Source organism: Streptomyces sp. NPDC107498 (genome assembly GCF_055582805.1).
In genome coordinates, this window is record NZ_JBVJPE010000046.1 from 1 (window position 1) to 15,457 (window position 15,457).

Sequence of the window (15,457 nt, forward strand, 5' to 3'; positions counted from 1 at the left end):
AACCGCGATCACGCCCGCCTGAGAGCTCCTGGCGAACGCGCCTTCGCGCAGCTGAAGTCCTGGCGCATCCTCCGCCGAGCCCGATGCTCCACCCGCCGCATCGGCACCATCGTCCAAGCCGTCCACACCCTGCTGACCTGCAACTATTCAGGATGAAAGAGGCTCACTGGACCCGGATTTTGGAGACAGATTTTTGATGACCCAGAGAGTTGAGGAATATCATCCGCAACAGCCAACACGGATCAATTCGCTCCGGACGGAACAGTGCAGCACCCAGCGAACGACATCGAGATAACGCATGCCCACCTGGGCTGCATGAATGACCCGAATCTTCCCTGCAGTTGTGCCCGAAAAGGCGCCCGGGGAGGCATTTCGCACCTCTTCCGGATGCGAGTATGTTAGGCAAAATTTCGCCAAACCTGCGAGGAAGAACATGAACAGACGATACATAGTCGCCCATGGGTCTTACATCGGCGATGAGGATGAGATCCGCCTGCCGGAAAATTACGAGCAAATGGTGCGATTCTATGCACAGCCGGACATGGCGATCGATGCTAGGGAAAGCATTGCGATGATATTCGCATCCGCCCAGGGGAAGGATATAAACACTCCCCCCATTTCGCAAGTGGTACCCAACTACTACTTGTCGGACGGGGGTGAAATGTATATTGCTCAGCTAGAGGCCCTAGTCGCCGGCGAACCAGGAATCGACAGGGATTCGGTTCAGCTTCTTGGATATAATCTGCCTGGCCAAATGCGCCTATGTGGCGACCCGGCGAACACCGGGTGTTCCGTGGGGGACCACTCCTGCGACGGCATCCTCGGGGTATTCAAGGGGATTCCGATCGACATCATTTGCTGCCGCGTCGAAAATGATTCTTCCCCTGCACACACAGTCGCCAATCCTGCACAGTATATGGACGAAGAGGTATACGAAGTGCTGGAGAGATGGCTGGGCCATCTGGAAAACGAAAAAGAACCGTTTTCCGGAGACTTCGCCCGCTGGTTCGACGCGCTAGGCCGGAAAATGCAGGCATACGCCCTGACCCATCCGAAGGTCCAAACGTGGCAGTGCGCAAGGGCGGCATGGTCGGCCTCAAATCAATTCACGAACGGCGCCGCGCTCGCCACTTTTATTTCCTTGGAAACAGAAAGCTCAATTATTGCGTATTACAGGCAGGGCCTGGAGAAGGGCGGGTACCTCAGCAATTTCCTCGACAGGGATCAGCAAACCATAGCCCGCGGGATCTACCTCTTCCTCACGAACCCAGAGAGATTCGCTGCCACCTACGAGACGGCGTCAGACCGCTCCCGTAACCTCTTGCACACACATCCAGGCGTTGCCCGCTGGCTAGGACGCCGGTGGGTCGAACTGCTCAAGCAGGCACAGCACCCGTACAGCAATGGGTTGCCGGCCTCCTTCGATTCTCTTCCCCCTATCGCGAAGAATGAGATCGAGAACATCAAGGAGGTGGTCGCTTGGCGGCGCGGCCGAGTCTGGTGGAATGTGACGGGAGGAGGAATGGACGGGGAAGCTCTTGGCGTATATCTGGCTTCCGCCGAGACGAACGCTGAGACGAACCACATCATGTGGGAGCTGGGGCGTGAAAAATCCTACCTCGTCGGAAAGCTGGGAACGGAACAGACAATTCTCGCCCGCGGCGTCTACATATTCCTTTCCAATAGGAAGGCTTTTGTGGATCACTACTCAACGCTCAATGAGACGGAACGTAGGGTCCTCTGTCGCCACGAAGGTGTCGACGCGTGGCGCAGGGCGCAGAGACCGTAGAACTGACGCCCTGGTCGGGCGGTTGCCCCCTCCTTATCGTCGCAGCGCGTGGGACAGGCGGCGGCTCGTCGAGGAGGGGCGGTGTCCCCAGCCCGCAGAGGGACGCCCGGAAGCCCTGTCGCCGTTGTTGCGGCTTCAGCTGCCCGGGGGAAGGTCAGGGCCACGTGCTCCGAGGAGCGTGCAGGACGCAGGGGGCATGCAGGCAGCCTTGACGGCCTGACCACGCCCTGCTCGCTACCCCCGCGGCCAAGCGGGGGACGAGGCTGCCGCGTTCAATGCGGGTCAGGCGCATCCAAACACGCCTGACCCGCACGGGTTCCATGTGGGTCAGGCGAACGCGCGCGCGGTGATCCGGCATCGGGGTGTGCTCGGTGGACTGCGACACTTCTCGAAACCATTGCTTTATCTGATGCTCTGCCAGAGATTCCGGTAGGCAGGACCCTGGGCTCTACGCGAAGCGGATGTCGGACGCTCCCGCGCGACGGACCGGTCGGGGTACGTGCACTCGTGCTTGGCGGTGTCCTCGGAGCGGAGCATCCGCTACCCACGCCACGCTACGTCATCGACCGTCCAGCCCTAGCTCAGGAGCCCTGACCGAGCTACGAGCGTGACGGGAAAAGTGATCGGCCACGTCCGGGGTGGAGGTGAGTAGGGTGCCCGTGACCGTGTTTCGGGTCTTCACCGTGCCGCTGCCATGTCCAAAAAGTGCCACTGCTGACGCGTGCTGTCCTCGGCGCTCCCGCACCGGTCTCAACGGCACCGACTGCCGGCACGCGGTCAGAACCGAAATTTCTGATGGGACCGGCTTCCTGCCCCGAGGGGTCCCAGAAGCCGGCCCGGTGAGATCGGGCCCGGTTGGATGACGGTCGATCAGTCGGTAAAGATCTCGGTACCGCACGGGGTGTCCCACAGTTAAAGACTCGGGAAACTCGGCGCGGCGCGCGAAGTCCGGAGCGATGATGTCGCCACCCACTCCGAAAATGCGGATCCAGCGGTGGACATGGCGTCTGTTGGCTGGGGCTCCGCCTGACCTCGGCGGTTTCTCACCCTTCGGACGGTTTTCGTACTCTCGACGGGAGCGGACAAGCGTGTCTCCCAGCGTAACCAGCTTCTTCTGCCGTCCGGCCGAGAACTCGTCCCAGGCGGCGCCCCACTGCCCCCCGTTACCTTTTTCGTGGCTCCGCAATGGGGCCTCCGGCCTTCGGGGCCGGCATGACTTCCCCCTTGTTGCGGTTGATGATCCGGGGGGTGGTGTCACCGGCTCCGGAGGCATCGACGGACCGCTGATGAGGGGCTTGAGCACCGGCTTCACCCAGGCTGGAAGAGCTCTCCGTAACATGGATGTGGCAGCTCGGTGCCGAGGCATGGCCGGACGAAAGCGTGATGGAGGGGCCTGCACGTGATCGACACCGGCGACATCGACGTCTTCCTCGGCCTGGACGTCGGCAAGGGCGAACACCACGCCACCGCCGTCACCCCGGCCGGAAGGAAGGCGTTCGACAAACGCCTGCCCAACACCGAACCCAGGCTCCGCGAACTGTTCGCCAGGCTGAAGGCCAGGCACGGGACGGTGCTGGTCGTGGTCGACCAGCCGGCCTCCATCGGCGCCCTGCCGCTGGCGGTCGCCAGGGCCATGGGCTGCCCGGTCGCCTATCTGCCCGGCCTGACGATGCAGCGGATCGCCGACCTCCACCCCGGTGAGGCCAAGACCGACGCGAGAGACGCGTTCATCATCGCCGACGCGGCCCGCGCGATGCCCCACACGCTGCGGGCCATCGACGGCGAGGACGAGACCATCGCCGAGCTGGAGATGATCGTCGGCTTCGACGACGACCTGGCCGGGGAGGCAACGAGGGTCGCGAACCGGCTGCACGGCCTGCCGACCCAGATCCATCCCTCGCTGGAACGGGTCCTGGGACCGCGGTTGCAGCACCCGGCCGTCCTGGCCCTGCTGGAACGGTTCGGCTCACCGGCCCAGATACGCAAGGCGGGCCGACGGCGGCTGGTCACGCTGCTGCGGCCGAAGGCGCCCAGGATGGCCGAGCGGCTGGTCGAGAAGATCTTCGACACCCTGGACGAGCAGACCGTCACCGTTCCGGGCACCGAAGCGGCCGCTTTGATCGTCCCGAGTCTGGCCGGGCCCCTGACGGCCGCGCTTGATCAGCGCAAGCTCCTGGCCGGGCGGATCGAGGAACTGCTGGAGGGCCACCCTCTTTCCAAGGTCCTGACGTCCATGCCCGGGGTCGGCGTCAGGACCGGAGCCAGGATCCTGATCGAGGTCGGTGACGGCAGCACCTTCCCGACCGCCGGCCACCTCGCCGCCTACGCCGGACTCGCACCCGCGACCCACAGTTCAGGGTCCTCGATCCGCGGTGAACAGCCCTCCCGAAGAGGAAACAAGCAGCTCAAGAGGGCTTTCCCCCTCTCCGCGTTCGCCGCACTCGGCGACCCGGCATCCCGGGCCTACTACGACAAGAAGATCGCCCAAGGCAAGCACACACCCAGGCCCTGCTCTGCCCCGCCAGACGCCGGGCCGACGTCCTCTTCGCCATGCGACGGAACCTTCTACGAACCCCATCGGAGGTTCCGAAGTGGTGCTGGAGGTCCTGGAAGATCTTTCCGGACTTCCACCTGAGGCGACCTGATGAGACATCGACTACCGCTTAAGACCGTGTTCTATATGGTGAGTCGGACGAGTCGCTTGTAGCGGCAGACGGCTGCGGCGAGGCCGAGGAAGGCCGGGTAGTTGCAGGGGCTGTGCTCGTAGCGGTGGTTGAGCCGGCGGTAGCCGGTCAGCCAGGACATCGTCCGCTCGATCACCCCCCTACGACGCCCGAGTCGTCCGCTGGACTCGATGCCCTTGCGGGCGATACGGACGCCGATGCGTTTGCCGCGGAGCCATCTCCGCAGTCCAGGTATGTCGTAGGCCTTGTCGGCATGCAGCCGCTGGGGTTTGAAGTGACGGCCGCGGTGAGGGTCGTGTCTCGTTTGGTGACCCAGCACCATGGGCTTCAATGCCTGGCTGTCGTGGGTGTTGGCCGCGGAGAGGCCGACGAGGAGGGGCAGGCCGTTCGCGTCCGACAGGACGTGCATCGTGGAACCCGGCTTGCCCCGGTCCACGGGGCTCGGACCGGTGAGTCCGCCCCCTTTTTTCGCCCGGACGCGGGCGGAGTCGAGAACGGCTCGGGAGACGTCGATGAGGCCGTCGTCGTCGAGGCGGTGCAGGATCTCCTCGTGCAGCCGGCCCCACACCCCGGCCCGCGACCAGATCAGGAACCGGCGATGGGCTGTCGACTTCGAGAAGCCGATGCACGGCGGCAGGGCCCGCCAGGCGCAGCCGCTGACCAGCACGTAGATGATCGCGGCGAACAGCGTCTCATCAGGCGTGTCCTGCGTCCCGCCGCCCTGCGGCCGCACCCTGGGCGGCGGGATCAGCGGCTTCGCGATCTCCCACAACCCGTCCGGAACAATCCAACTCCACGTACCCCGCCCCATGAAGACCCCAACGACCGCCTCACCACATAGAACACGGTCTAGGCTCCGTCTCACCATTGAGGTGATTCATTCAGGGCTCCAGGGCCTCGTACGATGCTTCGTCGAAGTCATCCGCAGGGTTGTGTGTATGCCTTGGTTCATCACCCTGTTTGACGCGGCAGGCGGCGATGTCGATCGGAACATCCTTGAAGATCCCCAGGATGCCGTTGCAAGAGTGAACCCCCGAGAGCATCCGCTGCTCAGCGGGTCGCCACACAGCCACATCCCGTCAGGAAGACCGTGCCCGAGTACATGAACGGCGTCCGCTTCGACTCCGGTTTCACCGTGAAGTAGGGCGCTCGGCTGCATGACTGCCATGTATTCAGTCTTTTCAAAGAAGTAATTGGGTGCCGTTTGGGACAGGGAGAAGGTGTTGATCGGCCTTCCCTGGGCAGATGCGAAGATCGTGGCGAAGCGTTCGCCGACGCCGACTGACTCGCCCGGCGGTGTATAGAACCGCACCATCTGCTCGTAATCATCGGGCAGGCGGACCTCGTATTCACCGCCGATGTATGTTCCATGGGCGACTATGTAGTGTCTGCTCGTCTTCTGTCTTCGGTAGGTGATTTTTTGCCCAGCATATAGCCGTTAAAATGAGCGACCCACGTCCTTTCGGTCGCACTTTCGTGCACGGTAGCCGGGATGCGCTGTGTCATTCGATCGGCCGGACGGGTATGAAGTACTTTCGGCGTCGGTCATTCGAGCACGTGGGTCTGGCGGCGGCCGAAGTGCCGGCCGGAGCGTCACGGACGCCCGCGTCCTCGGCCGCTGCCCTCCGTGAACGAGCCCCTTCCACCGTCCACCTGTCGGAACGGCACCGCCAGGGCACCTCCGGACGGGGCGCTGGGGTCAGGCGACCCGCACCGCGCCGCTGTAGCCGCTGCCCTCCACCGACCGTTCCACCACACCGGTACGAGTGTTCTGTGCACCGACGAAGCGGCCCCCACCGATGTAGACCGCGACGTGGGTCGCGGCACCCGGCGCGCCCCAGTAGAGGATGTCCCCGGGGAGCAGGGCTCCCGTGGCAGGCCGCAGCCCAGACTGTTCCTGCGACGTCCGGGGCAAGAAAACCCCGGCCGTCGCATATGCGGAGAGCACCAGACCCGAGCAGTCGAAGGTTCCGGGGCCGACGCCGCCCAGCCGGTACGGCAGACCCACCTGCGCCCGCGCGTACGCCACGGCCGTCGCGGCTGCCGTGGCGACGCCCGTCGACGCGGCCGGGCCGGTCGCTGCCCCGGGCGGCGCACCAGCGGACGGGACCGGCGGGACGTCCGTCCCCGCGTCCGGAGCCGCCGGTGAGGGAAGGTCCGGCCAGGAGTGCGGTGACCGCATGCCCCACTCGGTCGGGACGGGGTCGGGCACCGGCGGGGCGATGGCGTTCAGGGGGTTCTCGGCGGACCCCGCCGACCGGCTTCCACGCGCCCCCGTCCGGTGATCGCTCCCGGCCGTCCGCGCGGGGACGTCCGTCGCGGAGGAGGTGCTCCCGCTGGACCCCGCACCGGCCTTCGCGGCGTCGGACCGGTCGTATGGCGTCGGCCGCGCCGGGATCTCCGGTGGTGCAGCGGCTGCTGGAAGGCAGACCATCGCGACGACGCATCCGAGTGCCAGGGCTACCGGCCGCCGCCACGGGACCGGTACCGGCGCCGGGGGTCCGCTCGAGGTCCGGCCTGGTGCCGTGGGCCGCCGGTGCCGGGGTGCGGAAGTGCTCATAGCCCCTGCCTACCGGGGCGCCGAAGTCGACGGCAAGGACGTCGCGGCCCTTGCCGGCAACCCTGCCCGGCCGCCCCGCCGATGCTGCCCGCCCGACCGTCCCTTTGTTCCCGCGAACCCCTCCCCGTACCGTCTGGGCGTTCGTCCTGACACCTCGGCGTCCTTCTTCCGCCGATCCCCTCCGCTCCGACCACCCCGGCGGCGGTCCGAGCCTTTACAATTTCACGAAGAAGATACTCTTACGTTCAAATGTGTACCCCTATGTCGCTTTCGAGTTCTTTGTTGAGAATGTCGTCTGCCACCGCTCAGGGCCCTGGCGGCACGGCTCGCCCTCGGGCGCTTCGCGCCGGGGGCGATTGCCGGTGCTGCCCGACGCCATGGGACGCCGACGTCGGGCAGTCCGCGACCGTGATGCCCCGGCCATGACCCCCTCGTGATTCGGAGGCCCCTTTCAGGCAGCTCTTCTGCCTGCTTCCTTGCCTCGTCGCCACTGAACACGCCCCTCCGAAGGGCAGCACCATCGATCCGGTACGCGGCGCAGCCGACCGTCGAAGAAGTGAAGCGCAGGAGAGCCCCCGATGGCAGAAGTCCACCCCGAAGACCTCCCCCTGGCCGCGCCTGCCCTGACGGAGGAGGCGGTGTCACGGTTGGAGCGGGATGTTCCGGGCGGAGTGCTACGGCAGGGAGCGCCGGGGTTCGAGGTGGAGGCGGACGGGTTCGAGCGCGGCGTCGTCCACCACCCGGCGCTCATCGTCACCGCACGGCGACACGAGGACGTGGCGGCCACGGTGCGCTGGGCGGCGGAACACGGCTTCGGCGTGGCGGTCCAGGCCACGGGGCACGGGCCGGGCGCCCCCGCCGATGCCTCCGCGGTCCTCATCACCACATCACGGATGCGGGATGTCCACGTGGACGCGGAGTCCCGCACGGCGCGCGTCGGCGCCGGAGCCCGCTGGAGCGACGTGGTCGAGGCGGCGGTGGCTCAGGGCCTCGTGCCACTCAGTGGCGCGGCTCCCGCGGTCGGCGCGGTCGGCTACCTACTCGGGGGCGGGCTCGGCCTGCTGTCCCGACGGTTCGGCAGTCCCGCCGACCACGTCCGCTCCCTCACCGTCGTGACCGCGGACGGGCGGACCACCGAGGCGTCGCCCACGTCCCACCCCGAGCTGTTCTGGGGCCTGCGCGGCAGCCGGGGCAACCTCGGCGTGGTCACGGCCGCGACGATCGGTCTGTTCCCGCTGGAAGAGTTCGTCGGCGGTGGTCTCTTCTTCGACGGCGAGCACGTCCGCGCCGTCCTGGACGCCTGGACGGCCTGGACGGCGACGGTACCGGATGCCATGTGCTCCTCCCTCGCCGTGCTGCGCTTTCCGCCACTGCCGGAAGTCCCCGAGTTCCTGCGCGGCCGACACGCCGTCCACGTACGGGTCGCGTTCACCGGACCCGAGGACGAGGCCCGTACCCTGCTGGCCCCGCTGACGACCGCCGCGCCGTTGCTCGCCGACACCACGGCACCGATGCCGTACACCCTCTCGGGCACCATCCACGCGGACCCGACCGAACCGGCCGTGACGGTCAGTCGCACGATGCTGCTCGGCGGCCTCGACGAAGAGGCGCTCGACGCCGTCGAGCGCCTCGCCCAGCGGGACGGCGCGGGCCCGCTCCTCCTCGAACTCCGCCATCTCCAAGGCGCCCTCGCCCGTCCCGCCGAGCACGGGGGAGCGGTCGGCGCCTACCCCGACGCGGAGTTCAGCCTCTTCACCACGGCCGTCGTGCCTCAGAAGGCCGACGCCGCCGCAGTCGTCGCCCGGCACTTCCAGGACGACCTGGTGGAGGCCCTGACGCCCTGGGCCGTCCCCGGCGAGGCACCGAACTTCGTCGTCGGCCCGCGGACCGACGAGGAGGTCAGGGGTGTCTACGGGGACGACGTCCACCGCCGGCTCACGGCGCTCAAGACCCTCCACGACCCGTCCAACATGTTCCGCTACAACCTCAACATTCCACCGGCCACGCCGAGCCACTGACGGGCTCCGGCTGACGTTCGAGCCGGTCGGGCGCCGGGATGCGGCGGTCGCCGCGTCCTCCGACCGTCGAGTCCCGCAGAGAGAGAAGTTTCCCCAGGCACGACGCGGAAGCACAGACCGCCTGGGAGCTGATGTTCTGAGATGACCCCCGAGCAAGCGGCGGCGGTGAGGGAACGAGCGGGGCCGAACAAGCCCGTGAACCGGGACGAGGAACGACGGAAGAGCTTTCTGAAGCGACTCGCCCGCTAAACGAGCAGCACCTCTCGGATCTTCGTCCCGGCACGTCCGTCCAGGCCGTCGTCTTCGGTGACGGATGGCGCAGGTACGTCCACACGGGCGGCGATCCGGTGATCGAGGAGCTCTTCCAAGGGCCCTCCACCGTGGGGGCACACGTTCGGAGCGCTTCCTCCCGCAAACCCGGACTCGTCATGGAGCGGGAGACCGCACGGACAGCCCCGCTGCCCGTGCGGTGGCGCCGTGCTCACGCCCAGGAACGTTCCCCGCCCCGACGGGACCGGCCGTCCGCCGCTCCGGAGTGGTGCGCCGTATCTCCTGCACTGCCCGTCCGCGTAGTCGGCACCGCCGAAGGAGGGGCCCGCGAGCCGGCGCGGCAGCCGCGCCCCGGCCGAGAACCGATCCAGGTGCCCGGGCGCTCGGACGCCGACGGTCCGCCGCGGCGATCAGGCGCGTGTAGACCTCGGTGGCCGTGCCGTGCCGTGCCAGGCGGGATCGGGCCGGGAGGGGACGCGGAAGGTCTCGGTCATGGGGCAGGACTTCCGTACAGGTCGTTCCCGATGGGGTTCGGGCCACGAGGCTCGGTGGCGGGTCACATGGGCCCGACCGGAACCACAGGGCGGGCGGGCGCCGTACCGGGCGACGACCGTCGGCCACTCGGAGCCGAGGGCCGTGTACGGCAGCCGTGAGCGCGAGGTTCCCTCCGCTCCACGGCAGTGCCCGCGTCGCCTGCCGTCGCACCGCGTCCCTGCTCCTCGACGACGGAGACGAACAACCGGTCCTCGATGTCCACGGAGAAGGAGGCCCGGCTCGGTTCCAGTCGTCGAAGGCGCGCGTGGGCATCAGAATCACCGCGTCGGCCCCGTGAGCGGACGTCCTGTCCGCGGGACCGAGCCAAAACCCGCCGATCTCGGCGGCGTCCGGACCGGACCGCTTCCGGCCCTCCCGCCCCCACCAGGAAAGCTCCGTGAAGCCGACGAAGCCCGGGACCCGGCGGGCGTGCCGGTTGAGGACCGCGAAGGTCGGCCCGGTGTCCGCCAGGCAGGCGGCGCGGGCGCCGCGGACGTGACGTCCGGCCTCCGCGAGGGTCTGCGGCGCCGAGGTGAACGGCGAACGGCGGGCGGCCAGCAGTCCGGCGGCGTGGTCCGGACGGAGTGGCTTCGGGCGTAGGAGTCGACCCGTGGGCGAGGGGGAATGCGCATGGAGGCCTCTTGCGAGGACCGAGCGTTCTCCTCGTCGGCCGAGGGCACGTGCCGCCACGGCCACGAAGGGGTTCCCCGCGCGGCCGTTGGGAAGCTCGCCCTGCCTCTAGTGGAACGGCCGAGGCGGGCGTTCGGCCGCGCCCACGGACGCTGCCGGGCGCACCGGGCGGGACCGCGCCGGATCGTGGGCCGGGACCTCGTCCGGCAGGACGTCTTCGGGGCGCCGCCCCCCGAAGCGCGATCCGGCGCCCGCCGTCCGCATGTGGCCGTCGATGACCTCACGGGCCCAGGGGGCCACCCTCAGCCGGGCGACGGTGTCCCCGTCGAAGAAGCGGAGCATGATGCCCTCCGTCAACTGCAGCTCCTCCGGGTCGCCGTCCCAGAACCCCAGGTACACCTGGACCCGTGCGGTCGCCGGACGGTCGAGGGCCCGGTTCGCCGTCACCACGTAGGGCCGCAGCGACGGCAGCACCAGGCCCGCTTCCTCAGCGAGTTCACGGACGATGGTCTCGTCCGTGCTCTCCCCCTCGTCGCGGTGACCGCCGATCAGGCTCCACGACCCCGGGTTGGTGATGCCCGGAATGTCGTCCCGCAGGTGGAGGAGGTACTTGCCCTCACTGTTGAGGATCAGGGCGGAGGCCCCTGCCAGGGGCAATGGTGCTTGTGTCATGGGAGTCGCTCTCGTTCAGGGGCAACCGGCGGGTGAGGGGTCTGGAGTCAGCGGGAGGGGGCGGGGGTCACGCCGGGCGGCTCGCGATGACCTTCCTCGCGAGCGAGCGGGGGCTGGTGAGGAAGCCGAAGCCCCAGGACATGTGCATGGTGGCCAGGGCCACCGGGATCCGGACGCGGGCCTTCAGGGCGAGGCCTCTGCCTGCGGGGAGCGAGCCGGCGGTGATCGCGGCGAGGTAGCCGGCCGGGATCACGAAGCCGAGCGGGGTGAGGGTGGCGCCGACGACCAGACCCGCCGCGATGGCGCAGACGGCGACCGGCGGGGCCAGGTAGCGGAGGTTGATGGAGCCGGCGTGGTAGCGGGCCACGACGTGGCGCCAGCGGCCGTAGTCCTTGTACTGCTTGGCCAGGGCCTTCACCGAGGGCCGCGGGCGGTACTGGACGCGCAGCTCCGGCGAGAACCAGATCAGGCCGCCCGCCTCGCGGATGCGGAAGTTCAGCTCCCAGTCCTGGGCGCGGACGAACTCGACGTTGTAGCCGCCCTGCTGTTCGAGCGCCTCGCGGCGGAAGACGCCGAGGTAGACGGTCTCGGCGGGGCCGGCCTGGCCGCCGGTGTGGAAGGCCGCGTTGCCGACGCCGATCTTCGAGGTCATCGCGGCGGCGACCGCGTCCTCCCAGGCGTTCTCGCCCTCGGCGTGCATGATGCCGCCGACGTTCTGCGCGCCCGTCTCCTCCAGGAGGCGGACGGCGGTGGCGATGTAGTTCGGCGACAGCATGCCGTGGCCGTCGACGCGCACGACGATCGGGTGACGGGACGCCTTGATCGCGGCGTTGAGGGCGGCGGGGGTGCGGCCGGTCGGATTGGGCACGGTATGGACCCGGGGGTCCTCGCGTACCAACTCGGCGGCGATCTCGTCGGTGCGGTCCGTGGAGGGGCCGAGCGCGATCACCACCTCCATCTCGCCGTCGTACTTCTGCTCCAGGATGTGGCGGACCGAGTTGCGCAGATGCCGCTCCTCATTGAGGACCGGCATGATCACGGATACGGGGGGGTGATGGAGGGACACGAGGGCCTTTCCGCAGGGGGACGGCCTTCTATTGATCCGCGCGGCGCCCGTCCGCGGCACGGCCTAAAGGGAGTGGATCCGGGCACCCTCCCTGCCCTCCGGTGATCTCCGACCGGGCAGCGTCGACGTACGTCCCCGGGACCACCCGTTCCCGTTCCGGGAATCCGGGTCGCGCGCGTCCTCCTGGACGGCTTTTGGTGTGGAGGGAAGTGCCTTCGCGGGCCGGATCACGCTGCTGCCGGCCTCCCCGCCGGCGGAGGGTTCCGTGCCCGGCGGCGCCCTCGAGGAGCGGCGTGTCATGACGTACTCACCGCACGGGCCCACGACCGGCGTGGCACCGCTCGACCCCGTGTACCGGCCCGCCACCGCCGCGGTCGTCCCCAACGGTGCCTGTACCCCCGTCAGCCCGGTCGTGCTGCGCCGTGTCCTCGCCGGCCTGCGGGGATCCCTCTTCGAGTCGGAGGGCCGGGGTGGCCATGAGGCGGAGTACGAACTCCTCGACGGCGTCGATGATCGACACCTTCCCGATCCGGCTGGTCTGTGAACCGGCCGCAGAAGGTACGGCGGCGACGAGCCTCGCCGCCGTACCGGAGCCGGTCCCGGACCCTTCGCAGCCCCTGGCCCGCACGCGCCGGACGCGGTCGGCCCGCGCCCTCCTCCGTCCGCCCGGGCACCCTCCTCCTCTGCCGCGCGTCCAGCCGATGACCGGATCCGCTGTGAGCTGCCGCTGCTGAGACACGGACGGCTCAGTCACCCGTCTCCGTGGGAAGGGAGAGCCGTTTCCTCAGCTCGGTCGCTCGACGGAGGTCCACGCCCCCCGTGTCACGCTCCGCCGCAAGGGCGGTGATCGCGTCGACGGTGTCCTCGAGTCGGCACGCTGCCGGAATCAGAGCCACCGCCTGGGAGCCGACCGGGGGCAACTCGGAGGCGGCGGCCTCGGCGGTCGCACGGGCCTGGTGGGCGCGCAGGTACGCTTCGTCCCGTCGCGTCTGGAAGCGCTCGCGATCGGCCGGAGGTTTGACGGCTTCGTCGAGGTACTTCACGGCGGACTGGGCTGCGGCGTCCAACCGTGCGGCTCCAGGAGAACGGCGAGCGCCGGGCCAGAGCAGGTATCCCACGACGACGGCGAGCACGGCCCCCATGAGCGTGTCGAGCATGCGCAGAGCTGGAAGCAGGGGATCCGGGCCCGTCAACGACGAGGACAGCAGCGCCGACGCCGTCACCCCGACGACGTTCAGGGCATACAGCTTGGGCGCCGTCATGGCGGCGAACCCCAGCGCCGTCGCCGCCATGAACGCCATCGTCAACGCCGTTGGATGGGCCGCCAGCAGGACGGCCGTCACCGCAGCGCCGACCAACGTGCCACACACCCGGTTGACCGACCTCACGAAGACCGACGCGTACTCGGGCCGCACGATGACGGCCACGGTGAGCGGCAGCCAGAACGAGTGCGGCGGTTGGTGCAGGGCGAGGGTGAGCGCCGTGGCCGACCCCATGCACAGGGCGATGCGGCTGGCGTTCATCGCGATCGTGAGCGTGAACAGGGTCCGCAGGACGAAGGCGTTGCGTACTACCGACCCGGTCGGCTTCGACGGCTCGGTGGCGAGTGCGTCGGCGAGGGCTCGAAGGCCCGGGGAGACACCCGACGCACGGAATCGGACGGAGATCGGCCGGCCGGCGAGGATCTGCTCACCGGCGGTTCGGACGGCGGCGACGGCGTCAGCGGGAACACGCTCACCCTCCGCGTACAGGGCGGCCGCCGCGAAGGCCACCAGTTCGGCCCGGTGGTCCGGGCCCGCCTCACGCGCCGCCGCGGAGGCGATGGCCAGCGCGGTCCGGGCCTGCCCGCTCGCCCGCGTACCCGTCGCCGCACACAGGTCGGCGGCGGCGGCCATCACCGCTGCCGCCGCTTCTCGTTCGACCATGCCCCGGCGGACGACCCAAGGCGCCAGCGTGACGACGATCATCACCGTCGTCCCCGCCGAGTAGGCCAGAACCTGTTGCCACCAGGGCAGAGAGGAACCGGCGAACTGTCCGAAGGCGACTCCGATGGAGAGCATCATGCCGAACCCGGGGCCGCTGGGGCCGAGGGCCCCCACGGCCCCGGAGACCGCTCCGAGCAGCGTGGCCGTAGTCAGCATCCAGACCGCCTCATGGGGCACGGAGGCACCGACCGTGATCCCCAGCAGCGCGCCGAGGGCCTGAGCCGCGAGCACCCTGGCCCGGCTGCGGTAGGAACCGTCAGTGACGAACGCAGCGGTACAGGCAGCGCCCAGATAGGCGGTGGCGACGACCCGTATGTCTCCCAGCAGCGCTCCGTACCCCGCGATGAGCGCGGCCGCGCTGAAAGCCCGGGCCCCCCGTGCGACGGCGAGCGGGGCGGGCGCGGGCCGCAGCGCCCTTGCGACGCTACGGCTGACGTCCCGTGCGAGGCTCATGTGCGGATTCTCCACGGTCCGCACCCCGAGTCGTCACCGGACGAGGACAAGCCGGTTCGTGTCGCGCGATCGGATCGAGCGTACTTCGCGTGTGTGCGGCTTCCTTACGTGTCCCGCCTGTCGGCGGTCTCCCTGATCCGGCGGCGGACCGGGAACCAGCCGCCGACGGGGCCGCCGCGATGAGCGGCAGGCAGCCCCACGCGATGCGTGGTCCTCACGGATGGCGAGGCGGTGTCGGGCGCCTGCCGATAGCGGGGTGGTGTGAGGCAGGACGTGGACTGTCGGTCGTGGTGCCCGGCGCCGCCTTCGGCTGGCGATTTTCTCCCCTCCGACATCCCTCGGCCCGGTGGGGCCGAGTGTCTGACAGGGAAGGCGCGCGGGAGCATCCGGCGCACGTTCGGCTGCCCTTAAGAGGCCATTCCGGGAGCCTTGGCGTGCTCCATCATGGGGGAACCGCTCGTGCGGGGTCCGACTCGGAGTTGTCCGACACCCGCCGGAGGTCCGACAGCCCGCCCTCCAGAATCTCCGTCGTGTGCTCCAGGCGTGAGACTCCACAGCTTGGTCAGGCGGGGCGAGGCGGGCACCGGAGAGCGGATCCAGAAGTTGCGGAACGGTGTTCGGGCAGAGCGGTCGCCGACACGGCGCCGGACGGTGCTCGGACTGGTAGGGAGTCTTGGACGCGTGGGTGTTTCTCTGAGTACGTGGGTGCTGACCGTTCTCGGTCTGGTCGCCCTGATCGGTGCCGACTTCTTCATCGGGCGCAAGCCCCATGACGTCTCGGTCAAGGAAGCCGGAA

At 68.8% G+C, this 15,457-nt stretch carries 9 protein-coding genes and 3 pseudogenes; 6 read left to right on the forward strand and 6 right to left on the reverse strand.

Going from position 1 to position 15,457, the window contains the following annotated elements; translation table 11 throughout:
* From ACZ66Z_RS36230 to ACZ66Z_RS36240, 3 genes and pseudogenes are all read left to right on the forward strand, one after another.
* A pseudogene (locus tag ACZ66Z_RS36230) lies at positions 1-156 on the forward strand (IS5/IS1182 family transposase); the annotation flags it as partial.
* Positions 157-433: 277 nt separating this feature from the next.
* Entirely contained in the window at positions 434-1,789 is a 1,356-nt protein-coding gene (locus ACZ66Z_RS36235; protein ID WP_469940214.1) for a hypothetical protein, read from the forward strand.
* 1,399 nt (positions 1,790-3,188) lie between these two features.
* Positions 3,189-4,456 (forward strand): annotated as a pseudogene (locus ACZ66Z_RS36240) (IS110 family RNA-guided transposase).
* A gap of 9 nt (positions 4,457-4,465) precedes the next feature.
* On the opposite strand, the gene ACZ66Z_RS36245 reads toward ACZ66Z_RS36240, so the two are convergent.
* The 3 genes from ACZ66Z_RS36245 to ACZ66Z_RS36255 all read right to left on the reverse strand — a co-directional run bounded on the left by ACZ66Z_RS36245 (position 4,466) and on the right by ACZ66Z_RS36255 (position 6,685).
* Positions 4,466-5,284 carry an IS5 family transposase gene (locus tag ACZ66Z_RS36245; RefSeq protein ID WP_469940216.1) on the reverse strand — a complete coding sequence of 273 codons (819 nt, stop codon included), beginning with the start codon at positions 5,282-5,284 and terminating at the stop codon, positions 4,466-4,468.
* 66 nt (positions 5,285-5,350) lie between these two features.
* A complete protein-coding gene (locus ACZ66Z_RS36250) occupies positions 5,351-5,890 on the reverse strand; it encodes a putative adhesin (protein ID WP_469940228.1) in 540 nt (179 codons plus the stop codon).
* Positions 5,891-6,172: 282 nt separating this feature from the next.
* Positions 6,173-6,685 (reverse strand): C40 family peptidase, encoded by a 513-nt coding sequence (locus ACZ66Z_RS36255; protein WP_469940218.1) that lies wholly within the window; start codon positions 6,683-6,685, stop codon positions 6,173-6,175.
* 926 nt (positions 6,686-7,611) lie between these two features.
* Here ACZ66Z_RS36255 and ACZ66Z_RS36260 point away from each other — a divergent pair.
* The gene (locus tag ACZ66Z_RS36260) at positions 7,612-9,051 is read left to right on the forward strand and encodes an FAD-binding oxidoreductase (RefSeq protein ID WP_469940219.1); all 1,440 of its coding nucleotides are present in this window, start codon (positions 7,612-7,614) and stop codon (positions 9,049-9,051) included.
* A gap of 1,542 nt (positions 9,052-10,593) precedes the next feature.
* On the opposite strand, the gene ACZ66Z_RS36265 is transcribed toward ACZ66Z_RS36260, so the two are convergent.
* Together ACZ66Z_RS36265 and ACZ66Z_RS36270 are read right to left on the reverse strand one after the other, a co-directional pair.
* Positions 10,594-11,157: an NUDIX hydrolase gene (locus ACZ66Z_RS36265; protein WP_469940221.1), complete on the reverse strand. Its 564-nt coding sequence runs from the start codon at positions 11,155-11,157 to the stop codon at positions 10,594-10,596.
* A 67-nt stretch (positions 11,158-11,224) separates the two neighbouring features.
* Positions 11,225-12,223, reverse strand: a complete 999-nt coding sequence (locus ACZ66Z_RS36270) for a glycosyltransferase family 2 protein (RefSeq protein WP_469940223.1) — start codon at positions 12,221-12,223, stop codon at positions 11,225-11,227.
* 298 nt (positions 12,224-12,521) lie between these two features.
* Here ACZ66Z_RS36270 and ACZ66Z_RS36275 point away from each other — a divergent pair, with 298 nt between their 5' ends.
* Positions 12,522-12,767: a hypothetical protein gene (locus tag ACZ66Z_RS36275; RefSeq protein WP_469940224.1), complete on the forward strand. Its 246-nt coding sequence runs from the start codon at positions 12,522-12,524 to the stop codon at positions 12,765-12,767.
* 202 nt (positions 12,768-12,969) lie between these two features.
* Here ACZ66Z_RS36275 and ACZ66Z_RS36280 read toward each other — a convergent pair whose 3' ends face one another.
* Positions 12,970-14,661, reverse strand: a complete 1,692-nt coding sequence (locus ACZ66Z_RS36280; RefSeq protein WP_469940226.1) for an FUSC family protein — start codon at positions 14,659-14,661, stop codon at positions 12,970-12,972.
* Between the two features lie 681 nt (positions 14,662-15,342).
* Here ACZ66Z_RS36280 and ACZ66Z_RS36285 point away from each other — a divergent pair.
* Positions 15,343-15,457: pseudogene (locus ACZ66Z_RS36285) on the forward strand (TerC family protein); the annotation flags it as partial.

Bases quoted from the DNA above. Each gene is read 5' to 3' on its own strand.
- ACZ66Z_RS36260 (WP_469940219.1), top strand. From the start codon at position 7,612: ATGGCAGAAGTCCACCCCGAAGACCTCCCCCTGGCCGCGCCTGCCCTG.
- ACZ66Z_RS36235 (WP_469940214.1), top strand. From the start codon at position 434: ATGAACAGACGATACATAGTCGCCCATGGGTCTTACATCGGCGATGAG.
- ACZ66Z_RS36265 (WP_469940221.1), bottom strand. From the start codon at position 11,157: ATGACACAAGCACCATTGCCCCTGGCAGGGGCCTCCGCCCTGATCCTC.
- ACZ66Z_RS36280 (WP_469940226.1), bottom strand. From the start codon at position 14,661: ATGAGCCTCGCACGGGACGTCAGCCGTAGCGTCGCAAGGGCGCTGCGG.
- ACZ66Z_RS36275 (WP_469940224.1), top strand. From the start codon at position 12,522: ATGACGTACTCACCGCACGGGCCCACGACCGGCGTGGCACCGCTCGAC.
- ACZ66Z_RS36245 (WP_469940216.1), bottom strand. From the start codon at position 5,284: ATGGGGCGGGGTACGTGGAGTTGGATTGTTCCGGACGGGTTGTGGGAG.